Genomic DNA, 22,996 nt, shown 5'->3' with positions numbered 1-22,996 from the left:
CAAACCAGAGAGTGGAGAAATGCTGGAAGCCTTCTGGTATTTTTTGAATAGACAGATAAATTGGGCTATAATAGATGGAAGCAACAGGGAGAGGGTGGGGTCATGCGACGTATTTTTTATCCGCTGGGAATGGCTACATTAATCGGTTTCTTTGCAATCCTTATGGCATACTCGACACCGGAATTCAAAGAAATTGATGCTTGGGCGGCGGACAAGTTATATGGTTTAGCTTGGCTGGACAGCCTGTCGGTCCTTGGGGAAGATCCGGTGCTGTTCGTAGTGGGAATGGGCATGATCTTATACTTATGGTTCCACCACCGGAATTACCGGGCGATGCTTTTTGTTTTCCTGACCGTGGGAGCTGGAAAAGCGTTGAACGTCTTGTTGAAAGAGGCATTAATGCGCGGCCGGCCACCGGTTCCGCAAGAGCTGGAAAGCTATAGTTTCCCTTCCGAGCATGCGATGGGCGGACTCTTGTATATTTTCACAGCCGCTTACTTCATAACGACGTATATGGCTTCTGAAATAGGGAAATGGCTGGTGTGGCTGGCTGCGGTTGGACTGGTTGCGGGAATCGGGCTTTCCCGTGTGGCTGGGGGCGAGCATTATTTTTCGGACGTGCTGGCCGGCTGGTGCGCAGGGTATACATTATTCGTGGCAGTCGCCATCTGGTACGAGTTCCGGGAACACCGTTTTGAAAAGCTGCAGAATAGATGAAAAAGCAGCGCTTCCATTATCGGAAGCCCTGCTTTTTGTATTGGATTAAGGTTTGGATGTGCTTGGCCGTTCACCCATGCGGTTCAAGCGTGTAGCAAATGATTCCGCGGAAGGAGTTGAACCGCGAAGCACGTCCTGCATAGCGTATGCTTGTGAACCGTGTTCGGAAAAGTCCAAGCCGTTTTCTTCTTCTTCAGCTGAGACGCGGATCGGCGAAATGGCATTGACGGCGTATACAACGATTCCGGATGCTAGTGTAGTCCATCCGATGACAGCCAGGATGCCGACTGTCTGAATGCCGAGGATTTCTGCACCGCCGCCATAAAGCAAGCCGCCTGTTGTATCGAAGAAGCCCAGTGCAATCGTTCCCCAAATGCCTGCTACACCATGGACTGCGATGGCGCCGACCGGATCGTCAATACGGATCTTGGAGTCGAGGATGCGAACAGCTTCGGTCATGATGATGCCTGCCAGAAGGCCGATTGCCATGGCCCCGAGAAATGAAACGTTTGCAGCGCCGGCAGTTATGCCTACTAATCCTGCAAGAGCTCCGTTCATCGTTAACGAAGGGTCGATTCGGCCGTAGCGGAAACGGGTATAAAGAGCTGTAGAAATAACTGCTGCTGATGCAGCAAGCAATGTATTTAAAATGACTGGGGGCACGAGTTCCGGATCGGCGGCAAGTGTGCTCCCGCCGTTGAAGCCGAACCAGCCGAGCCAAAGGATGAAGACGCCAAGGGCGCCGAGCGGCAAGTTATGGCCAGGAATCGAGTTGACGATTTTGCCGCTGTATTTGCCAAGGCGCGGCCCTAATTTCCAGGCCGTCACGAACGCTGCAGTGGCACCAGTCAAATGCACAACCGTCGAACCGGCAAAGTCGATAAAGCCGATTTGGGAAAGCCAGCCGCCGCCCCACACCCAATGTCCGACGATCGGGTAAATAACGGCGGTCATAGCGACAGTGAGCATAATATAAGAAGACAGTTTCATGCGTTCTGCAACTGCACCGGAGATGATGGTGGCGCAAGTGGCGGCGAATACTGCCTGGAAAACGAAGAAGGAGATGTCTTCGCGCCCTGCGAGCAAGAATCCGTCAGTGCCGATCATTCCGAAAGCCGAGGTGCCGAACATCAAGGCGAATCCGACAAAAAAGTAAAGGATCGAACCGAGTCCGACGGTGATCAAGTTTTTCATTAAAATATTCAAGGTGTTCTTGGAGCGGGTAAAGCCGGTTTCCAACATAGCGAATCCTGCGTGCATAAAAAAGACCAAAATCGTGCCAATCATTACCCATAACATATCTACTGAACTTTGGACTGCTTCCATTTGGTTTCCTCCTTATCCTACGGCGACTGCGCCGCGTTCTTTAGTTCGGATGCGAATAGCTTCTTCAACCGGAAGGATGAAAATCTTGCCGTCTCCGACTTCTCCAGTGGCAGCGTATTCAAGCAGCGCTTGGACGATATCTTCGACCTTGGAATCATCGACCACCATTTCCAGTTTTATTTTTGGTGAAAATTCCATGGTATAGGCATTTCCTCGGAACAAGCCAGTGCGCCCTTCCTGTTTGCCGATGCCGGCGATTTCCGTGACGGTCAATCCATCTATGCCTTCAAGCGCTAATGCTTGGCGGACGTCAGCGAAAACCGAGGGGCGGATAATGGTTTCGATCTTTTTCATGTGTTTCTCCTCCTTGGTGTTAGGTTTGTTAACATCATAATCATTATTTTCTGACAATGCAAGCTTTATTTTTATGAAATGTAAGGAAACCTTACATAATGGAACGAATAATAAAAAATCGGGGTGTTTATCATGTATGAATTATCAGATGAATTGGTCCAGTTAGGGCTGCAACGCATAAAAGGATTTCCGGTCGATGGCTTTGTCCGAAGCCGAGGTGCACAAAACCCGGCGTTGATGCTGGTGGGGGAAGCGCCTGGCGAAAACGAGATTGAAACCGGGGTTCCGTTTACAGGGAGAGCGGGAAAGGAATTAATGGCTTCGCTTGGCAGCATCGGTTTGGAGCGCGAAGACGTTTACATCACAAGCGCTGTGCGCAGCCGCCCTTATAAATGGGGAAGCAAAAAAGAGCGGGATGGCTCTTTAACCGAAAGAAAATACAACCGTGCGCCTACAAAAAAAGAGATTATTGCCCATGCGCCTATTTTGGACGCTGAAATCAATGACCTCAATCCGCCGCTGATTGTCACGCTCGGCAATATCGGCCTGCAGCGGTTGATCGGTCCCCAGGCAAAAGTGACTCAATTGCATGGCGTGCTATTGGAAACGCCGATTTTGAAATGGGATGAGGAAAATCAACGGTTTATGGAGACGGAGCAGCATTATCATTTATTTCCGACATTCCATCCGGCGAGCGTGTTTTACAATCCCCCGGTTCGGGCGTTGAAGGATGAGGATTGGCTGAAACTTGGGGAACTGCTGCGCACGAGGGGATAAGTAAGAATAATGGAAAATTTTTCTTCGTCAAAAAAAGTTGTGCGCAGGAAACTTCTATCGTACAATAACCTTAATCATCAGAACGGAAGGACGTCGGGATTATGGACAGTACGGTATTATTTGCGCTTGGCTTGACGTTATTTGCGGGATTGGCCACAGGGATCGGCAGTTTGCTCGCCTTTTTTGCATCCCGGACCAACACGAAATTCCTGTCGGTATCTCTTGGTTTTTCGGCAGGGGTCATGATATATGTATCCATGATTGAGATTTTCGTAAAAGCGAAAGATTCTTTGACAGGTGCCCATGGCGACTCGGCTGGGTACTGGCTGACGATTGCTGGATTTTTTGGCGGCATGATTTTCATGGCCATACTTGATCGGATTTTGCCGCAGCTCGGCAACCCGCATGAAGTGCGTACGGTAGAGGATATGGATGAAGGCCCGAGCAATGACGAATATGCCCGGCTGCGAAAAATGGGTATTTTTACTGCGTTGGCAATCGGGATCCACAATTTTCCGGAAGGCATTGCGACGTTCATGTCGGCCATCCAGGATCCGGGACTCGGGATTGCCATCGCTATCGCGGTAGCGATCCACAACATACCGGAAGGCATTGCCGTATCAGTGCCGATTTATTACGCGACAGGAAGCCGGCGCAAAGCGTTAAAGTATAGTTTCTTGTCCGGCATCGCGGAGCCGATTGGAGCAATTGCCGCATGGCTGATTTTGATGCCGTTTTTGAGCGATACGCTTTTCGGCATCATATTCGCTGGTGTGGCGGGATTAATGGTTTTCATTTCGCTGGATGAACTGCTGCCTGCAGCTAAACGCTATGACGAAGCACATTTATCGATTTATGGGTTGATTGCTGGTATGGCAGTGATGGCGTTGAGCCTGGTGCTGCTGGCATAATTGGAAATGAAAGTGTAAGCCTCTTTATCCATGGGTATTGGATAAGGAGGTTTTTTCTATTTCAAGCCATCATCCGAATTGATTTTTCCGAAAAATTAAACATTTTCAATGTTATTGCAGTGCATAAATTCTAGGAGTATAGTAGTGGTGTAAAGACACTGTGTTACACGTGTAAAGACAAGGGGGATTAGAATGGCTACACTAGCTGAAAAAAATACCACTGGCATTTCGCGCAATAAATTATTGGGCGTTGCGGGATTAGGTTGGCTATTTGACGCGATGGATGTCGGTATTTTATCGTTCGTCATCGCTGCGCTTAAAGTGGATTGGAATTTGTCGGTTCAGCAGATGGGCTGGATTGGCAGTGTGAACTCGATCGGGATGGCGGTCGGAGCATTCGTTTTCGGCATCTATGCGGATCGGGTGGGAAGAAAAAAGATTTTCATCATTACGCTCTTATTATTCTCAATAGCAAGCGGGCTTTCCGCTTTCACCACCACGCTCGCAGCATTCATGGTTCTGCGTTTCTTCGTGGGGATGGGCCTTGGGGGAGAACTTCCTGTTGCGGCAACGTTAGTTTCTGAAAGCGTCCCGGCGAAAGAGCGTGGGCGCGTCGTCGTGCTGCTCGAAAGTTTTTGGGCAGCAGGCTGGCTGTTGGCGGCCATCATTTCCTATTTCATCATCCCTTCATACGGCTGGCAAGTAGCTTTGCTGCTGACAGCATTGCCTGCATTCTATGCATTGTATTTGCGCATCAATTTGCCGGACTCGCCCCAATTCACGGCGAAAAAGAATGTGCTGCGTTCTGTATCGACCAATATTAAAGAAGTATGGTCTAAAAAATACCTGCGGCCGACGATTATGCTGTGGATTGTCTGGTTCACAGTCGTGTTCTCGTATTACGGCATGTTCCTGTGGCTGCCCAGCGTAATGATATTGAAAGGATTCACGTTGATCCAAAGTTTCAAATACGTTTTGATTATGACTTTGGCACAGCTGCCGGGCTATTTCTCCGCAGCGTGGCTGATTGAACGCATGGGAAGAAAATTCGTGCTCGTCACGTATCTGCTCGGAACGGCAGCCAGTGCGTTGGTATTTGGCAACGCGGAAACGCTTGGCATGCTTATAGGGGCGGGTATCTTCCTTTCCTTCTTCAATCTCGGGGCATGGGGCGCGCTTTATGCTTATTCACCTGAACAATATCCGACAGTCATACGGGCTACCGGGACGGGCATGGCGGCATCGTTCGGGCGCCTCGGGGGCATTCTCGGACCGCTTTTGGTCGGAACGATGTTGGCGGCTGATTACGGCGTAGGCTGGATTTTTGCGATATTCTGTGGCGCCATCGTCATCGGCGCTATGGCAGTAGCGTTTCTCGGCACTGAAACGAAACAATTGGAATTGGAATAGAAGCATTGGAACTGCCCTTTTAGCTGGCTAAGCTGAAGGGCAGTTTTTTATGCACTTGAATCGGGCAACGCGGCGAGTTCAAACCCTAAAACTTTGCATCGTCCCATTAAAATACAAGAGAAAGAAGGAAATTTCCTTTTTCTAGCCAATAAGATGGTATAGAAAGATTTTAGAGAAATGAGTGAGCGGGATGGAATGGGAAATGTACAGCGATGCCATGGTTTTTGCAGAGCAGGTTGAAGCGCTGCTTTATAAACGGGAAGACGAATATAGCTTGTTCATCGGAATCCTGGAGCAGATCAAAGAAGGGCGATACGAAGAATATTATTTGGGGATTGCGAAAATGGACGGCGAAATTGCGGCAGTGTGCTTGATGACGCCTCCTCATCCGTTGCAGCTGATCTCTTTTAATGGATATGCTGGACTTGAGAAAAGCATTGCCGAAAAATTGATGGATTCAGGGATTTTGGTGGATTCCATTATCGGCGACCGGCAGACGGCGGACGCCTTTGCCCGGGCTTGGTCCGCGAAAAAAGGGACAGTGCCCAAAGAAGTGATGAACCAAGGCTTGTACCGCGCTGATTCAGTAAACCGGAAGCTGGTGAAAAGCCCGGGCACGTGGCGCGTTGCAAGCGGCAAGGACGCGCAGCTATTGGAAGAGTGGATGCTGCTGTTCGAGCGGGATACCGGCATCGCCGCTTCAACGCCGGCGGAAGCGGCCCGGAAAATAGATGATTTTTTGGAACGCAAAGAAGTGTTCGTTTGGGAGGATCGGGGGGAAGTGGTGTCGTGCATGAAGAAGGCACGTCCTTCAAAGCATGGCATCACGGTGTCGTTTGTTTTTACGCCTGCCAAATATCGCCGCAGGGGCTACGCGAGGACGCTGGTCGCCGAAGTGACGGAGGAGTTGCTGGAGGAATATGATTTCGTCATGCTGTATACAGACCTTGCCAACCCGACCTCCAATAAAATTTATCGGGAAATTGGTTATGAGCAGATTGCGAACCCGGTGCATCTGAAGTTTGAAGAGAAATAGAAAGAATAATGTGATAGTATGGACTTATTAAACCGAAGGGAAGATGGGTGGCCGATGGATAACTGATCCTTTTTCTAAAAAACCAAAAATCTTGGTAAAACAGAAATTGGATTCGTCTGCCCATTTTTAAAAAAGGTTTTCCGCCGTTTAACGGCTTATTTGGGCATGCGAATCCTTCCGACTAAGAAATCGGAGGGATTTTTTAATTCCTCTATATAAGGGGGCATTACGCTATGGCCATACGTGGTAGATTAAATAAATTATCCATTCAATACGGCGACCGAACGGTATTGAAAGACATTCGTGCGGAAATTCCAGAAGGTGCGCGCATCGGCATTGTGGGGCCGAATGGTGCAGGGAAATCGTCGCTTCTGAAAGGAGTGGCTGAAGGAGGAGCTGGCGTCCGATGGCTGGGTGCGGAACCATCAATCGCTTATATGGAACAAGAAAATGTCGGATTGGAATACGCCGCCGCCACTATAGACAGCCGGAAACTTGAAATGCAATGGAAGGTTCCGGAAAAGCGCGTTCAGCTTAGTGGAGGAGAAGCGATCAAGCTGCGTTTGGTGCGGACGCTGGCACAAAAAGCGGAGATCCTGCTGCTGGATGAACCGACGAACCACCTTGATGCCGAGAGCATTCAGCTTGTTACAGACCAATTAAAAAAATATGAAGGCACCCAGCTTATCGTGTCGCATGACCGATATTTTTTGGATGAAGTTGCTACGCACATCTGGGAATTAGAAGCTGGGAATCTGATCGTCAGCGAAGGGAATTACAGCGATTCCCGAAAGGCGAAAGAACATCGGAAGTTAACGCAACAGCGGAAATACGACAAGCAGCAAGCCCGGATTGCAAGTGTCGGACAACAAATCTCCGAACTCCGGTCATGGTCCGGCAAAGCGCATGCGGAATCCACAAAGCAGGACGGATTTAAGGAATTTTACCGGTCAAAAGCAAAGCGGATGGATGTCCAGATCCGCAGCAAGCGAAAGCGGCTGGAAGCGGAGCTGGAAAAAGAGCACGTAGAACAGCCTGAAGATGATGCGGCAGTGAAATTTGAAATCAGCGGCGCTGCCAAAAAAGGCCGGCGTGTAATGGAATTGAAAAATGTCGAAAAAACTTTTGGGAGCCGGGTGTTGTTCAGTGGTGTATCCTTTACTGTGCAGCATGGAGAACGGGTCGGGCTGGTCGGCCCGAACGGCAGCGGGAAATCCACTTTTTTCCGTATGCTGATGGATGAAACGGAATATATGGGTGAATTTTGGCGGACAGAAGGCATGAAGGTGGGGTATTTGAGCCAGGATGTTTTGGATTTGCCTGAAGATGAAACACCAGCCCAATTGTTCAAAACCGTGAGTTTTGAACGGCAAGGCGAGGTACGTACTTTGATGGCTAATTTGGGCTTTGGGAAACAGCATTGGAACGAACCAGTCCGCCATATGAGCATGGGCGAGCGGGTGAAATTGAAGTTGATGGAGTTCATGCTCGCTGAATGCAATGTACTTGTGCTTGACGAGCCGACAAACCATTTGGATCTCCCTTCGAGAGAGCAATTGGAGAAGACCCTAGCTGCATTTCCGGGGACGCTTTTAATTGCCACGCATGATCGCTTTTTCATGGAAAGGCTGGCAGACAGGCTATTGGTGTTCGAAAGCGGCAAACTGACGAAATACGAAAGCGGCTATGCCCGATGGTCGGGCAAGAAAGCTGAACACGTTGAAAGCGATTTTCTGCAATTGGAGACAGAGCGTCAAGCGGTTCTCGGCAAACTGAGTTTTATGAAGCCGGGAGGCGAAGAATATGCCGCGCTCGACAGCCGTTTTACCGAATTGACCCAAAAAATAAAATCGCTTCAAGCGCCGCCGAAATAAGTTTCGCGCAGGAGTAGCGCGCCTTGAATAAGGGTAAAGAAATAAGCATCAAGAAATCGGGTGGAAAGGGGCGGATGCAGTGATTCGCTTTGACAATGTTACGAAAAGGTTTCCGGACGGCACGGAAGCGCTGAAAGAGGTATCCCTTACCTTGCCGGCTCATCGGTTGACTGCCATCATCGGCCCCAGCGGCTGCGGCAAAACCACGTTGATGAAGATGATCAACAAACTGGAAAAGCCAAGTGAAGGGGAAATCTATATTGACGAAAAGCCGATAACGGATTTAGAGGAAGTTGAGCTGCGCAGATCGATCGGTTATGTCATCCAGCGCATCGGGCTGTTTCCGCACATGACGATTGCGGACAATGTTTCCCTTGTTCCCAGGCTTCGAGGCTGGGCAAAAGACAAGACGGACCAGCGCGTTCGCGAATTGCTGGCGCTTACCGGACTGGATCCGGAAGTGTATTTGGAGCGCTATCCGCTTGAATTGAGCGGCGGCCAGCAGCAACGCGTCGGAGTCGTGCGCGCGCTTGCGGGTGACCCGAACATCATTCTGATGGATGAACCGTTCTCTGCGCTTGACCCGATCAGCCGGGAACAGCTGCAGGGCGAACTGCAGAATTTGCAGCGGGAAATCCAAAAAACCATCGTCTTCGTCACGCATGACATGGACGAAGCATTGAAAATCGCGGATACCATCGTGGTCATGCGTGCCGGGCAAGTGGAGCAGATTGGCACACCGGACGAGCTGGTAGCTGAACCCGCAAATGATTTTGTCCGGAATTTTATCGGTACGGAACGGATCGAGCGCCAACGAGTATTCGGCGAGAAGAAATTGAAAGAGTTTGCCGGCTTGTTTGCGCTTGAATGGAGCGGCGACGCCCAGAAGATTTCTTCTGGTGCAACTATCGAAGAAGCGGTGCTCGAGCTTGAAAAGAGCCAGCATAGCCGGCTTGCAGTTGTGGATGAAGACCGCGTAATCGGCTACGTTTCAGAACATGATCTGCTAAGGGCAGCGCTCCGCAAGGAAGAAGGTGCTGTCGGATGAATAATTTCCTTAATACATTATCGACTCGGCAAGACATGATCCAAAGTGCGTTTTTAGAGCATATTTATTTGTCTTTCGTAGCTGTGGCAGTCGGCGTGGCGTTAGCTTTGCCAACAGGCATCCTCATTGCGCGCTACCGGAAATACGCCGAACCTATCATCGGAGTGACAGCGGTTTTTCAGACGATTCCAAGTTTGGCGCTGTTCGGATTTCTGGTGCCGATTCTCGGCATCGGCTCGCCGACGGCATTGATTGCGTTGATCATTTATGCGCTGCTGCCGATTTTGCGCAACACGTATACGGGGATTACTGGTGTCGACGGCTCAATTATTGAAGCAGGGAGAGGCATGGGCATGACGCGCACGCAGATTCTGCGGCAGATCGAATTGCCGCTCGCGCTGCCTTTTATTATGGCGGGAATCCGGACCGCAACCGTGTTGACAGTCGGAATTGCCACACTTGCGACATTCGTCGGTGCCGGCGGCCTTGGCGACATCATTTACCGCGGGCTGCAATCGTATAATAATTCCTTGGTGCTGGCAGGAGCCTTGCCGGTTGCGTTGCTTGCCATCGGCTTTGACCTCATTCTAAAATGGATTGAGAAGCGTGCGACGCCTAAAGGATTGAAACTTTAAAGGGGGAAAAGAAATGAAGAAATCAGCTGCAGTGATTTTATTGGCGGCATCAGCGGTTTTAGCGGGATGCGGCGGAGATTCGGGCGGAAGCGCGTCGGATCCGATTGTCATCGGCGGTAAGCCGTGGACAGAGCAATACATTTTGCCTCATATTCTCGGCCAGTATATTGAAGCGAATTCGGACTATACAGTAGAGTACGAAGATGGCCTTGGTGAAGTTGCCATACTGACCCCTGCCTTGGAAAAAGGGGACATCGATATGTACGTTGAATACACAGGCACAGGCTTGAAAGACGTATTGAAAGAAGAGTCGAAACCTGGCCAGTCTTCAGAAGAGGTGCTGGAACGCGTGCGTGCCGGCTATGAAGAAACCTTAGGTGCGACATGGCTTGAGCCTCTTGGATTCGAAAACGGCTATACGCTGGCGTATTCAAAAGACAGCGGCTATGACGCGAAAACATATTCTGAGCTTGCTGAGATCTCCAAAACGGAAGATATGTCATTCGGCGCTCCGCATCCATTCTACGAACGCCAAGGCGATGGGTTTGATGACATGATCAAAACATATCCGTTCAATTTCTCCGCAACTGAAAGCTTCGATCCGGCAATCATGTACGAAGCTGTGAAAAATGGCGATGTGGATGTCATCCCAGCCTTTACAACAGACAGCCGAATCGGATTATTCGATTTGGAAACGACCGAAGACGATAAATCATTCTTCCCGAAATACGATGCGGCGCCAGTCGTTCGCATGGATACGCTTGAAGAGTATCCGGAACTTGAGGAAGTGCTGAAAGGTTTGGCAGGGCAGATCTCTGAAGAGGAAATGCTCGCGATGAATGCGAAAGTGGACGTCGATCAGGAAGTGGCAAGCGATGTTGCACGCGAGTTCCTTTTGGAAAAAGGATTAATTGAAGAATAACGCACAAATCCCGCAGAAGTTTCTGCGGGATTTTTTGTATGGCATTTGCCAATGAACTCTTGTACAATAATTTTAATGAGTGAATAGTCATTCAATTCAGGGAATTGGAAACGCTTGCAGAAGAATAAATATAGATGGGGTGTAAAAATGAGAGAAGTGGTCATTATTGAAGGGGTGCGTTCGGCAGTCGGACGCCGCAAAGGCATGTTTGCAGAAACACGGCCGGATGAATTGGCAGCACTCGTGCTGGAGGAATTGGTAGCACGAGCCGGCGTGCAAAAAGGCATGGTGGAAGATGTGATTTTAGGCTGTGTTTCGCAAGTGGGCGAACAAGGCGGCAATGTTGCGCGGACCGCGGCTTTAATCGCTGGATTCCCGGATTATGTGCCGGGTGTGACAATCGACCGGCAATGCGGCTCGAGCCAGCAGGCGGTCCATTTCGGTGCGCAAGCAATATTGGCAGGTGATATGGAAATCGTCATCGCCGGTGGAGTGGAAAGCATGACGCGCGTACCGATGTTCTCGAATATGCAAGGCGCGAAGCCGAGCGGAAAATTAACTGCGCAATACGAAATCATCAACCAGGGGCTGTCGGCTGAACGCATCTCAGAAAAATGGGGTTTTACGCGGGAGCAATTGGATGCTTACGCGGTCGAAAGCCACAAGCGTGCGCAGCGGGCCATCGATAACGGTTTCTACGAAAAGGAGATTGCGGCTATCCCGGTAGAAAGCGAGAACGGGGAAAAGCGCTTAGTATCTGTTGACGAAGGGCCGCGACCGGGAACGACAATGGAGGTTTTGGCTGGCCTGAAGACGGTGTTCCAGGAAAATGGCGTCATTACAGCAGGCAATGCCAGCCAAATGAGCGACGGCGCATCGGCGGTATTGTTGATGTCCCGTGAAAAAGCGGACGAACTCGGCTTGCAGCCGAAAGCCCGTATCATTGCCCGGTCAGTCGTCGGTTCTGATCCGACGTTGATGCTGACGGGGCCGATTGCCGCAACGAAGAAAGTGCTTGAAAAAGCGAAGCTGGAAATCGGCGATATGGACCGCTACGAAGTGAACGAAGCTTTTGCCCCAGTGCCATTGGCGTGGCTGGTGGAAACGGGCGGCGACCCGGAAAAATTGAATGTCAATGGCGGTGCCATCGCACTTGGGCATCCACTCGGTGCAACCGGCACAAAACTTATGGTGTCGCTGCTGCACGAGCTTGAACGCAGCGGCGGGCGCTACGGCTTGCTGGCAATCTGCGAAGGGATGGGCATGGCGAACGCGACAATTATTGAACGTTTATAGAAGAAAGGGGCAGCATAGATGAAATTTTCAGATGTCAAAGCAGTTGTGACTGGAGGGGCTTCTGGCCTCGGGGAGGCGACAGTCCGCCGTATTGCAGCAGGTGGCGGCAAAGCGGCCATCTTTGATTTGAACAAAGAACGGGCACTTGCGCTTGTTGCGGAGCTCGGGGAAGAAACAGCCGCTTATTTTGAGACGAATGTGGCCGATGCGGCACAAGTGGAAAAGAATTTTGCGGAAGCGGTTGGACGCTTCGGTTCAATCAATGCAGTTGTCAATTGTGCAGGTATAGGGACGCCTGGCAAAGTCGTTTCGAAAGGCGCGCCGATCGACCTCAGCCAATTTGAAAAAGTCATCCAAGTGAACTTGGTCGGTACATTCAACGTCATCCGCGTGGCAGCTGCAGCGATGCAGCAAAATACGCCGAATGACGAAGGGGAGCGTGGCGTCATCATTTCGACGGCTTCAGTGGCTGCGTATGAAGGGCAGATCGGACAAGCTGCCTATAGCGCTTCGAAAGGCGGCGTCGTGTCAATGACGCTGCCGATTGCACGTGAACTTGCGCGCGATGGCATCCGCGTCCTGGCAATTGCGCCAGGACTGATGCAGACGCCGATGGTTGACGGCTTGCCGGATGCGGCAATCGAGTCGCTGTCCCGTGCTGTGCCATTTCCGGCGCGCCTCGGCCGGCCGGCAGAATATGCCCAATTGGTGCAGAGCATGTTGGAAAATACTATGCTGAACGGTGAAGTGATCCGCCTTGACGGAGCAATCCGCATGCAGCCGAAATAAACGATAGGGGGAACTGGAAATGGCGAAATATCGTTTTGAAGAACAAGAGCATGAAATGTTCCGCAAATCACTCCGCAAATTTCTGGAGAAAGAAGCGGTTCCGCAATACGACCAATGGGAGAAAGACCACCTGATACCGAAATCGTTCTGGAAGCGCTTGGGCGATATGGGCTTTTTATGCCCGCAAGTTGAAGAACAATACGGCGGCCTCGGCCTTGATTTCCGTTACGCGGTGATTATCGGGGAAGAAATGGAACGGGTAGGCGCCAGTTTGACGGGTGTCGGCCTCCACAATGACATTACGGTGCCTTATATTGAAGCATACGGTACGGAAGAACAGAAGCAGCGCTGGCTGCCGGGCTGTGTGTCGGGTGAGTTTATCACTGCAATCGCTATGACTGAACCGGGTGCAGGGTCCGACTTGGCCAATATTTCGGCTACTGCCGTGCGCGATGGCAGCAATTACATCGTCAATGGCCAGAAGACCTTCATTACCAACGGCATCAATTCCACGCATGTGGTGGTCGTAGTCAAAACCGACCCGAAAGCGGAGCCGAAGCATCGCGGGATTTCACTGCTTATGGTCGAAGAAGGCATGCCTGGCTTCACGAAAGGGCGCAAGCTCGATAAAGTTGGGCTTCATGCGCAAGACACGTCTGAGCTGTATTTTGAGGATTGTGTCGTGCCGGTCGAAAACCTCATCGGCGAGGAAAATAAAGGCTTTACATATTTAATGGAAAAATTGCAGCAAGAACGTCTGGTAGTGGCGCTTGCTGCCCAGACGGCTTCGGAAGATATGCTTGAAATGACTTTGGATTACGTCAAATCAAGAAAAGTGTTCGGCAAACCGATCGGCTCATTCCAGAATTCGCAGTTTAAGCTAGTTGAAATGGCCACTGAAATCGAATTGGGCCATTCCTTCCTGGAATCGCTCATCGAAGACCATATGGCGGGCAAAGACATCGTTTCGAAAGTGTCGATGGCGAAATACTGGCTGACGGACACCGCCAAAAAGATTGCGGGCGAATGCATGCAGCTTCACGGCGGCTACGGCTATATGGAGGAATACAAAATTGCGCGCCGTTATCGGGATATCCCGGTGGCTGCGATTTACGCCGGCTCCAACGAAATCATGAAGACGATCATTGCCAAACGGATGGGCTTGTAAATGGAGGGGGCGCTGAAGGGGATCCGTGTGCTGGATGTGACCTATTATGTTCCTGGTCCGTATGCGGGCATGCGCCTCGCGCGGATGGGAGCGGAAGTGATCAAAATCGAACCGCCAGCAGGCGATCCCGCCAGGTATATGGGCGGTGGATTGGTGCATGAAGCCAATAATGCCGGCAAAACCATTGTCGCCATCGATTTGAAGTCGGAAGAAGGCCTCCAGGAAATGCGTGCTTTGGTGGGAACGGCGGATGTCCTTTTGGAAACCTTCCGTCCAGGGGTCATGGAAAAGCTCGGGCTAGGCTATGAAACGTTGAAGCGCATCAAACCCGATTTGGTGTACTGCTCGCTTTCGGGCTATGGCCAAAAAGGTCCGCTCGCATTGCTTGGCAGCCACGATTTGAATTATATGGCGTTGTCCGGTGCGCTCGAACAGATGTCGGACACCGTCGGACGCCCTGTGCATCCCACCAATACATTTGCCGATTATACGGGTGGGCTATTGGCTGCAGAACAGATTTTGTCAGCGCTGCTGCGAAAATACCGTACAGGCAAAGGGGTGCATTTGGATATTGCTTTGGCAGAAGCAATGGCTGAGTTTCAAGGCAATCACGATATTTACCAAAACCGGGGAGTTTCCGAAAGCGGCATTCCTGAAATTGGCGGCTCCCGGATCAGCTACGCAATTTATGAAACAAAAGACGGACGTTACGTTACCCTTGGAGCGCTGGAAGAGAAATTTTGGCATAATTTCTGTGAATGGGCTGGCCGTACCGAATGGCGGAGCTGGGGCGCAAAGGCCTTAGGAAGCCTGGAGCATGCGCAAGTTGCCGCTTTTTTCAAAGAGCGGATGTGGCAAGAATGGTATGAGGCGTCGTTAACAGTTGATTGCTGCCTTGCCCCGGTGCTGAAAGCGCATGAACGCTTTCAGCATCCTCAATTCAAGGCGCGTGAAAATTTCAAACAGCAGGTACAGGATGAAAAATGATGAAAAGGAGCTGGTTGTTTTATGATGGACGCACCGTTGTTATTGTCTTCATTCGTCAAAAGGGCTGAACGTTATTTTCCGGAGAAATTAATCATTTCGCGCACGGGGGAAAATACGATCCACCGCATCCCGTATAAAGATTTTGCCAAACGCACGCGCCAATTGGCTGCGGCGTTGGAGAAAATCGGCATGGGCCGGGGTGTGAAAGTCGGCAGTTTCGCCTGGAATCATCATCGCCATTTGGAATTGTATTTCGGCGTGCCTGGCGCAGGTGCGATTTTGCATATGGTCAATATCCGTTTGTCTCCCGAACACATCATTTATGTCATCAACCACGCAGAAGATGACATCCTGCTAGTGGACCATGATTTGTTTCCACTGATTGAAAAAATTGCCCCTCACCTCAAAACGGTCAAGCATTTCGTCATCATGAAAGATGGCTTGGACTTGCCTGAAACGCAGCTCGAGAATGTCCATTCTTATGAACAATTGATGGCGGCTGAAGACGGCAGCTACGAGTTCCCGGAAGACCTGGACGAAAATACGCCGGCTGGCATGTGCTATACATCGGCTACGACTGGCAATCCAAAAGGCGTCGTCTATACGCATCGCGGGCTGGTGCTGCACAGCTATGCACTCGGCATGGCAGACTCCATGGCGCTTTCAGAGCGGGACATCGCATTGTCAATCGTGCCGATGTTCCACGCCAATGCATGGGGGCTGCCGTTTGCGGCGGTATTGTTCGGCACGACGCAAGTGCTGCCTGGGCCGGGCTTCGCGCCAGGCATGCTGCTGGATTTGATCGAACAGGAAAAAGTTACATTGACCGCCGGCGTGCCAACAATCTGGCTCGGCGTGCTGAAAGAACTGGAAGCCAATCCACGCAATATCGACACGCTGCGCATGATCATCTGCGGCGGTTCGGCATCGCCGAAAGGCCTGATCCGCGCATTTGAGGAAAAATACCATGTGCCGTTCGTCACCGGCTACGGCATGACTGAAACGTCGCCGCTTGTCAGCTTGGCCGTAACCACTTCCGCGATGGAGGGCTTATCGATGGATGAGCGGATCGAGCGCCGGTCAATGGCCGGTCTCCCGATGCCTGGCCTGGAAGTGCGCATTGTCAATGAAAACGGCGAAGCGCCGTGGGACGGCGAGACGATGGGTGAACTGAACGTCAAAGGCGCCTGGATTGCAGATGAATACTACAAGGATGAACGGACGGCAGATGCCTTCCGTGACGGCTGGCTGTATACCGGCGATATCGCGGTCATCGAGTCGGACGGCTATATCAAATTGACGGACCGCACAAAAGATCTGATCAAGAGCGGCGGCGAATGGATTTCCTCCGTCGACCTCGAAAACGCGTTGATGACCCATGAAGCGGTTTTTGAAGCCGCGGTCATCGCCATCCCTCATGAAAAATGGCTCGAGCGCCCCTTGGCATGTATCGTGCTGAAAGAAGGCTACCGGGAAGACGATGCCATGAAGGCGGAGTTGTTGGCGTACCTGGAAAGCCAGTTCGCCAAATGGTGGGTTCCGGACGATGTGGTGTTCCTGAAGGAAGTGCCGAAGACGTCCGTCGGGAAATTCTTGAAAGCCGCGCTGCGCAAAGAAATGGCAGGCCATTATGGGTGAAAAATTTGTTTCCCGAACACATATGACTTGACAGAATAAACAAAACCTTTTAACATGAGGGACAACTTGTTGAACGAGCGGCAAGTCTATTTGAGAGAAGAGCCTAGAAAAGTTAAGAATAGAAGAGTGTACAAATCGAGGATTGAGACGAGTAGGCAAGGGGATCCATTTTAGAGAGTCAGCGGCTGGTGGAAGCTGATTGGATCACTTGCGCGAATGGACTTAGGAGAGCTGGCCAGAAAGCGGAAGCGAGTAAGGCAGACGTAAGCCCTGCGTTAAAGGGAAAGGCGAAGAGCCTGTTTTAAGTGAGTGCAAAATTTGCATTAATGCGTGGTGGTACCGCGGTTTAACCCGTCCCCGCAACCGGATATCTGTCCGGTTGCGGGGATTTTTGCATTTAAAAACGAGTTGAGGAGAGCTGAAAAATGAGCAGAGCAGAGAATATGACAGAACAGCAGATGCTGGAAAAATCACGCAGTTTATTGAACGGAGATATGGAAGACGCACAAATCAAGGAGTTTTTGATCGGTCTGCATGAAAAAGGCGAGACGGCTGATGAACTAGTGGGATTGGTGAAGGCGATGCGGGAGAAAGCCATCGCACTGCCGGAAGTGTCGGGAGAACTGGTTGATGTTTGTGGAACCGGCGGGGACCGGTCTTACAGTTTCAACATCAGCACTTTGACCGCATTTGTTTTAGCAGGAACCGGAATGACGGTGGCAAAACACGGCAATCGCAGCGTCTCGAGCAAAACAGGCAGCTCGGATGTGCTGGAAGCACTCGGCATCGCTGTTGATTCGGATACGGAGAAAATTCCCGGGATGCTCGAGGGGACAGGAATCGCTTTCTTGTTCGCCCCGGTGATCCATCCGGCACTCGGCAAATTGCGGGACATCCGCAAAAACATCGGTACGCCGACCATCTTCAATCTGGCAGGGCCGCTCGCGAACCCGCTGCCTGTCACGGTTCAAATGACCGGCGTCTACCGCCGCGATATGATGGAGCCAATGGCTGACGCATTGATGCGTCTAGGCCGCAAGCGTGGAGTGATCGTCCACGGTGCAGGCGGCTTGGATGAATTGTCGCTTGCGGGAACCAATGAATTGATCTTTTTTGATGAAACTGGCAAGCACGCGTCGACGTTCCATCCGCATGAAGCGGGTCTTGAAGTGGCACCAATCGAAGCGATCCGCGGCGGGGAACCGGAACGCAACGCGGAAATTTTCATGGATGTATTGAATGGCAATGAAAGCCCCTACCTCGATACGGTCGCTTTGAACGCAGGTGCCTGCCTTTACGCAAGCGGCCGCGCGGCAAGCATTGCGGAAGGCGTGCACCAGGCGCGAAAATCGATTTTGTCAGGAGAAACCGCTCGGGTTTTCGAACTGCATAGATTAACTTCGGAGGTGTGTGTATGACAATCTTGGACCAAATCATTGAAACAAAACGCATAGAGATACAAGGGTATAGCGAAGCAGCAGAGGTTCAGGAACAATTTCCGGCAAAAACCTTGTTGATTTCCCATCTGCAGGAACGGCGGGGGGTCGTTGCGGAGATCAAACGCGCTTCTCCTTCGAAAGGCGACATTTCCACGGATGTGGATGTTGTTGCACAAGCTAAGAAATACGAAGCGGCCGGAGCAGCAGCGATTTCGGTATTGACCGATGAAAGTTATTTCAAAGGATCGATCGAAGACTTGCGCCAAGTGGCGAGGGCGGTATCGATCCCGGTCCTGTGCAAAGATTTCATCGTCAGCGAAATCCAGGTCGACCGGGCGAAAGCGGCAGGGGCGACCATTATCCTGCTTATTGTAGCGGCACTTGAAAAAGAGGAGCTTCACCGGCTATTCGCTTACGCGGAGTCTGCGGGCCTTGAAGTGCTCGTTGAAGTGCACGACAGCGAGGAACTGGCAAGTGCACTCGAATTAGACGCGCAATTGATCGGTATCAATAATCGTGATTTGAAGACGTTTGAGGTGTCGCTCGAACGGACGGCCGAATTGGCAAAAGAATTCCCGGGCGACGGCAAGCGTGTATTGATAAGCGAAAGCGGCCTTGCGACAAAGCAGGATGCCGCGTTTGTATTCGGTCACGGGGCGTCAGGCGTGCTGGTCGGCGAAGCGCTGATGCGTGCGGCTGACCCGGGCTCATGGATTCAAGAAGCGACTTCAGAGGAGGCGGCGAAATGACGAAAGTGAAAATTTGCGGCCTCATGGAAGTCCAGCACGTAAAAGCTGCTGGACAAGCGGATGCCATCGGTTTTGTCTTTGCGCCAAGCAAGCGGCGGATCAGTGTGGAAAAAGCGGCAGAACTTGCGAAGCATGTGCCCGCAGGCGTCGATAAAATTGGTGTTTTCGTCAATGCAGCACTTGAAGAAATTGAGAGGACTGTCCGCGAAGTGCCGTTGACAATGGTCCAATTGCACGGCGATGAACCGGATGAGCTCGTGCAGGCGATTTCGGTGCCAGTCGTGCAGGCTTTCTCAATTCGCACCACAGCAGATGCCGAAAAGCTCGGCCGGTCAGTTGCTGATTTCGTTTTGGTGGACGCCCCGGGAACGGATTACCGCGGGGGCAGCGGCCATGTATTTGACTGGACGTTATTGGCAGGGGCTGGAATAGACACTTCCCGGCTGATTGTTGCCGGTGGATTGAATCCGGACAATGTGGCCGCGGCAATTGGGCAGACACAGCCGTTCATGGTGGATGTCTCGAGTGGAGTCGAAACAGAAGGCGTCAAAGACGCCGTGAAAATAAAGCATTTTATTCAGAAAGCGAAGGGTGATTCGATGCAGGAGACAATAGAGAAAGTTGGGTTTTTCGGTAAATACGGTGGACAATTTGTTCCGGAAACCTTGATGAAGGCGGTCAAGGAACTGGAAGATTCATATACGGAAGCAAAAGATGACCCCGAATTTCAGAAAGAATATCACCATTACCTGAAAGAATATGTCGGGCGCGAACAGCCTCTGACGTATGCAAAGCGTTTAACGGAGGCGTGGGGTGGACCGAAAGTCTATTTGAAGCGTGAAGATTTGAACCATACTGGCGCTCATAAGATCAATAACGCGATTGGCCAGGCATTGCTTGCCATGCGCATGGGCAAACGCAAAATTGTTGCGGAAACAGGAGCAGGGCAGCACGGCGTCGCAACAGCGACAGTGTGCGCATTATTTGACCTCGATTGCGTCATTTTCATGGGCGAAGAAGACATCAAGCGCCAGCAGCTCAATGTGTTCCGCATGAAATTATTGGGCGCGCGCGTTGAAAGCGTCACAAAAGGCAGTGCAACATTAAAAGATGCGGTCAATGAAGCGCTGCGCTACTGGGTCACGAATGTGGAAGATACACATTACTTGATCGGCTCTGCGCTGGGGCCGCATCCGTTCCCGACGATGGTGCGGGATTTCCAGAGTGTCATCGGCGAAGAAACGAAGCGCCAAATTGTGGAGCACGAAGGGCGTTTGCCAGATACCATCTTGGCGTGCGTCGGCGGCGGCAGCAACGCCATCGGCATGTTCTACCCGTTCTTGAAAGACGAGTCGGTGCGGTTGATCGGTGTTGAAGCGGCCGGAGAAGGAACAGAAACTGAAAAGCATGCGGCAACGATGACGAAAGGTACCGAAGGCGTCTTGCACGGCGCATTCATGAAGCTGTTGCAATCGGATTCGGGCCAAGTGCTGGAAGCCCATTCGGTTTCCGCTGGCTTGGATTATCCTGGAATCGGACCTGAGCACGCGTATCTTGCGGATATCGGGCGTGTTGAATACAAAGCGATCACTGATGCTGAAGCACTTGAGGCGGTCATTTCCTTTTCACGTTTGGAAGGCATCATCCCGGCGCTCGAAACGGCTCATGCAATTTCGCAGGCGGAGAAGACGGCCAAAGAGATGAACAAGGATGAAATTCTGGTTATCTGCGTTTCGGGGCGCGGCGATAAAGACATGGCGACTTACGCCGAGAAATTGGAGGGGTTGGCATGAACAGGCTTTCGGTATTGAAAGAAAACGGCGAGAAAGCTTTTGTGGCTTATATCATGGCTGGAGACGGAGGGCTGGATCGGCTGAAAGAGCAGGTCCAATACCTTCAGGAAGCCGGCGTTACTGCTATTGAGGTCGGCATCCCCTTTTCGGATCCTGTAGCGGATGGGCCAACGATTGAAGCGGCGGGTGACCGTGCGCTGAAAGAAGGCGTGACGCTGGAAAAGGTATTGAATGAGATGGCGGGCTGGACATTCGAAGTGAAAGTGCCGCTGCTGATTATGACGTACCTGAACCCGGTCATCAAATTCGGAGTGGAGCGCTTCGCCAAACAAGCGAAAAGCGCAGGCGTCTCCGCTGTCATCATTCCGGATCTTCCTTACGAACATCGGCAGCTGGCTGAGACATATTTGAAGAAAGAAGATATGGCGCTTGTCCAATTGGTCACGTTGACAACGACTGAGAAGCGTTTGGACGCGATTTTGCAGGAAGCGGAAGGCTTTGTCTACGCGGTCACAGTAACCGGCATCACTGGCGCACGGGATGAAATGTCCAACGATGTCCGGACGTTCATGCGGCGTGTGCGCGAAAAGAGCCCGGTACCTGTCTACGCAGGCTTCGGAATTTCGAAAACCCATCACGTCGACCTGCTGCGCGATGATGTCGACGGATTTATTGTCGGGAGCGCCATTGTCCAAGCCTTTTATGAAGATAAAATCGAAGACATCAAACCCCTCATAGAAGCGGTGACTGCCCCTAATCCGGTATAATTCCGGATAGGAGGGATCAATTCATGTTTAAACCAGTCTCTGCACAATTTTTTGATGCACCGACCCTCGAATTGGCGCGTTCTCTGCTGGGCCAGCTATTGGTCCACGAAACGCCAGCCGGAACGGTCGCAGGGCGCATCGTTGAAACGGAAGCTTATATGGGAGCGGAAGACCGTGCTGCCCATAGTTTCGGCAACCGCCGCACAAAGCGCACAGAAATCATGTTCGGCAAAGCCGGCAGTGTTTATACGTACCAAATGCATACCCATACTTTGGTCAATGTCGTCAGCGGACCTGTGGATACGCCGCGTGCAATTTTAATCCGCGCAGTCGAGCCTGTCGAAGGCATCGATTTGATGGCGGAATTGCGCGGCAAGCACCTGCCGATCAAGCAGTGGACGAGCGGCCCTGGAAAGTTGACCAAAGCGATGGGCATCACAATGGATTATTACGGCCATTATTTTACAGAGCGCCCGCTGTATATCGCAGAAGGCGATCCGGTCCACGCAATTGTGGAAGGCCCACGGGTCGGCATCGCCAATTCGCAGGAAGCTGTCCATTATCCGTACCGTTTTTGGGAGCAGGACAATCCGTTCGTTTCCAAATTCCGCTAATCTTAGTGTTTAAATTAGTTTTCTCGTGGAATACTAAGGGAGACTAAATAAACGAGGAGTGGAAGATGATGGCGAAAATTGCAACGTTAATTACTGACATGTTTGAAGATGTGGAATATACAGACCCGACGAAAGCGTTCAACGAAGCGGGCCATGAAGTCTTTACGATTGAAAAGGAAGCCGGCAAAGAAGTCACAGGCAAGCAAGGCGAAGCCACGGTGACGATCGACAAGGGCATCGACGAAGTCAGCCCGGATGATTTCGATGCATTATTCCTGCCAGGCGGATTTTCGCCGGATCAATTGCGCGCGGACGACCGTTTCGTGAAATTTACGAAAGCATTCATGGATGCGCAAAAACCGGTCTTTGCCATTTGCCACGGACCGCAATTGCTGATTTCAGCTAAAGCCCTGGAAGGACGCGACGCTACCGGCTTCAAATCGATTCAGACGGACATGGAATATGCCGGCGCGAAAGTGGTCGACAAAGAAGTGGTTGTCTGCCAGAACCAATTGGTGACAAGCCGCCAACCCGACGACCTGCCGGCGTTCAACCGCGAAGCGTTGAAGCTGCTTGAAAACTTGGGATAATGAAACACAGTGAGGCCCCGTGGACTGACCCGTTAATTTGAGACACCAGAAAAAACACCTAGGCTGCCATTGTCCGATATTCAATCGGAGAGTGGCAGTTTAATTTTTGGAACGGTCGTATATAGTTGTAATAATACATGTAATCTTCGACTTTTT

General features: G+C 51.3%; 23 protein-coding genes and 1 other annotated feature. Of the genes, 20 read left to right on the top strand and 3 right to left on the bottom strand.

Annotated features, from left to right (window positions below; all coding sequences use genetic code 11):
* Positions 1 to 102: 102 nt before the first annotated feature.
* Positions 103 to 717, top strand: a complete 615-nt coding sequence (locus EGV91_RS12230; RefSeq protein ID WP_135504140.1) for a phosphatase PAP2 family protein — start codon at positions 103 to 105, stop codon at positions 715 to 717.
* A gap of 45 nt (positions 718 to 762) precedes the next feature.
* On the opposite strand, the gene EGV91_RS12225 is transcribed toward EGV91_RS12230, so the two are convergent.
* Together EGV91_RS12225 and EGV91_RS12220 are read right to left on the bottom strand one after the other, a co-directional pair.
* Positions 763 to 2,043 (bottom strand): ammonium transporter, encoded by a 1,281-nt coding sequence (locus tag EGV91_RS12225; protein ID WP_135504138.1) that lies wholly within the window; start codon positions 2,041 to 2,043, stop codon positions 763 to 765.
* A gap of 12 nt (positions 2,044 to 2,055) precedes the next feature.
* Positions 2,056 to 2,397: a P-II family nitrogen regulator gene (locus tag EGV91_RS12220; RefSeq protein ID WP_135504136.1), complete on the bottom strand. Its 342-nt coding sequence runs from the start codon at positions 2,395 to 2,397 to the stop codon at positions 2,056 to 2,058.
* Between the two features lie 132 nt (positions 2,398 to 2,529).
* On the opposite strand from EGV91_RS12220, the gene EGV91_RS12215 reads away from it, so the two are divergent.
* The 19 genes from EGV91_RS12215 (at position 2,530) to EGV91_RS12125 (ending at position 22,840) form a co-directional block, all read left to right on the top strand.
* A complete protein-coding gene (locus EGV91_RS12215; RefSeq protein ID WP_135504134.1) occupies positions 2,530 to 3,174 on the top strand; it encodes a uracil-DNA glycosylase in 645 nt (214 codons plus the stop codon).
* 101 nt (positions 3,175 to 3,275) lie between these two features.
* Complete coding sequence (zupT, locus tag EGV91_RS12210; RefSeq protein WP_135504132.1) at positions 3,276 to 4,085, top strand: zinc transporter ZupT; 810 nt, start codon at positions 3,276 to 3,278, stop codon at positions 4,083 to 4,085.
* A 192-nt stretch (positions 4,086 to 4,277) separates the two neighbouring features.
* A complete protein-coding gene (locus EGV91_RS12205; protein ID WP_135504130.1) occupies positions 4,278 to 5,495 on the top strand; it encodes an MFS transporter in 1,218 nt (405 codons plus the stop codon).
* Between the two features lie 190 nt (positions 5,496 to 5,685).
* A complete protein-coding gene (locus tag EGV91_RS12200; protein WP_135504128.1) occupies positions 5,686 to 6,531 on the top strand; it encodes a GNAT family N-acetyltransferase in 846 nt (281 codons plus the stop codon).
* Positions 6,532 to 6,764: 233 nt separating this feature from the next.
* The gene (abc-f, locus tag EGV91_RS12195; RefSeq protein ID WP_135504126.1) at positions 6,765 to 8,405 is read left to right on the top strand and encodes a ribosomal protection-like ABC-F family protein; all 1,641 of its coding nucleotides are present in this window, start codon (positions 6,765 to 6,767) and stop codon (positions 8,403 to 8,405) included.
* A gap of 79 nt (positions 8,406 to 8,484) precedes the next feature.
* Positions 8,485 to 9,453, top strand: a complete 969-nt coding sequence (locus tag EGV91_RS12190; RefSeq protein WP_135504124.1) for an ABC transporter ATP-binding protein — start codon at positions 8,485 to 8,487, stop codon at positions 9,451 to 9,453.
* Positions 9,450 to 10,088, top strand: coding sequence for an ABC transporter permease (locus EGV91_RS12185; RefSeq protein WP_135504122.1), 639 nt, complete (start codon positions 9,450 to 9,452; stop codon positions 10,086 to 10,088). Before EGV91_RS12190 ends, EGV91_RS12185 begins: the two co-directional genes overlap by 4 nt.
* Positions 10,089 to 10,101: 13 nt before the next feature.
* Positions 10,102 to 11,010 (top strand): ABC transporter substrate-binding protein, encoded by a 909-nt coding sequence (locus EGV91_RS12180; protein WP_135504120.1) that lies wholly within the window; start codon positions 10,102 to 10,104, stop codon positions 11,008 to 11,010.
* Positions 11,011 to 11,157: 147 nt separating this feature from the next.
* Positions 11,158 to 12,306 carry a thiolase family protein gene (locus EGV91_RS12175; RefSeq protein ID WP_135504118.1) on the top strand — a complete coding sequence of 383 codons (1,149 nt, stop codon included), beginning with the start codon at positions 11,158 to 11,160 and terminating at the stop codon, positions 12,304 to 12,306.
* Between the two features lie 18 nt (positions 12,307 to 12,324).
* On the top strand, positions 12,325 to 13,095 hold the full coding sequence (locus EGV91_RS12170) for an SDR family NAD(P)-dependent oxidoreductase (protein WP_135504116.1): 771 nt from the start codon (positions 12,325 to 12,327) through the stop codon (positions 13,093 to 13,095).
* A 19-nt stretch (positions 13,096 to 13,114) separates the two neighbouring features.
* Positions 13,115 to 14,263 carry an acyl-CoA dehydrogenase family protein gene (locus EGV91_RS12165; protein ID WP_135504115.1) on the top strand — a complete coding sequence of 383 codons (1,149 nt, stop codon included), beginning with the start codon at positions 13,115 to 13,117 and terminating at the stop codon, positions 14,261 to 14,263.
* Positions 14,264 to 15,250 (top strand): CaiB/BaiF CoA transferase family protein, encoded by a 987-nt coding sequence (locus EGV91_RS12160; RefSeq protein ID WP_135504113.1) that lies wholly within the window; start codon positions 14,264 to 14,266, stop codon positions 15,248 to 15,250.
* 21 nt (positions 15,251 to 15,271) lie between these two features.
* Positions 15,272 to 16,888 (top strand): long-chain fatty acid--CoA ligase, encoded by a 1,617-nt coding sequence (locus EGV91_RS12155; RefSeq protein ID WP_135504111.1) that lies wholly within the window; start codon positions 15,272 to 15,274, stop codon positions 16,886 to 16,888.
* A 129-nt stretch (positions 16,889 to 17,017) separates the two neighbouring features.
* Positions 17,018 to 17,250: a binding site (T-box leader), on the top strand.
* A 63-nt stretch (positions 17,251 to 17,313) separates the two neighbouring features.
* Positions 17,314 to 18,306: an anthranilate phosphoribosyltransferase gene (trpD, locus tag EGV91_RS12150; RefSeq protein WP_135504109.1), complete on the top strand. Its 993-nt coding sequence runs from the start codon at positions 17,314 to 17,316 to the stop codon at positions 18,304 to 18,306.
* Positions 18,303 to 19,076, top strand: a complete 774-nt coding sequence (trpC, locus tag EGV91_RS12145; RefSeq protein ID WP_135504108.1) for an indole-3-glycerol phosphate synthase TrpC — start codon at positions 18,303 to 18,305, stop codon at positions 19,074 to 19,076. Before trpD ends, trpC begins: the two co-directional genes overlap by 4 nt.
* Positions 19,073 to 20,869, top strand: coding sequence for a tryptophan synthase subunit beta (gene trpB / locus EGV91_RS12140; RefSeq protein WP_135504105.1), 1,797 nt, complete (start codon positions 19,073 to 19,075; stop codon positions 20,867 to 20,869). Before trpC ends, trpB begins: the two co-directional genes overlap by 4 nt.
* A complete protein-coding gene (gene trpA / locus EGV91_RS12135; RefSeq protein ID WP_135504103.1) occupies positions 20,866 to 21,636 on the top strand; it encodes a tryptophan synthase subunit alpha in 771 nt (256 codons plus the stop codon). The genes trpB and trpA overlap by 4 nt, the downstream gene beginning before the upstream one ends.
* 23 nt (positions 21,637 to 21,659) lie before the next feature.
* Positions 21,660 to 22,250, top strand: coding sequence for a DNA-3-methyladenine glycosylase (locus EGV91_RS12130; protein ID WP_135504101.1), 591 nt, complete (start codon positions 21,660 to 21,662; stop codon positions 22,248 to 22,250).
* A gap of 68 nt (positions 22,251 to 22,318) precedes the next feature.
* Positions 22,319 to 22,840 (top strand): type 1 glutamine amidotransferase domain-containing protein, encoded by a 522-nt coding sequence (locus EGV91_RS12125; protein WP_135504290.1) that lies wholly within the window; start codon positions 22,319 to 22,321, stop codon positions 22,838 to 22,840.
* Between the two features lie 58 nt (positions 22,841 to 22,898).
* Here EGV91_RS12125 and EGV91_RS12120 read toward each other — a convergent pair.
* A partial coding sequence (locus EGV91_RS12120; protein ID WP_135504099.1) for an IS3 family transposase occupies positions 22,899 to 22,996 on the bottom strand: 98 nt, incomplete at its 5' end.

This window comes from Planococcus koreensis (assembly GCF_004761975.1).
GTDB lineage: Bacteria > Bacillota > Bacilli > Bacillales_A > Planococcaceae > Planococcus > Planococcus koreensis.
The sequence above is the reverse complement of the archived record's forward strand: the minus strand, read 5'-3'. Positions and strand labels throughout refer to the sequence as shown.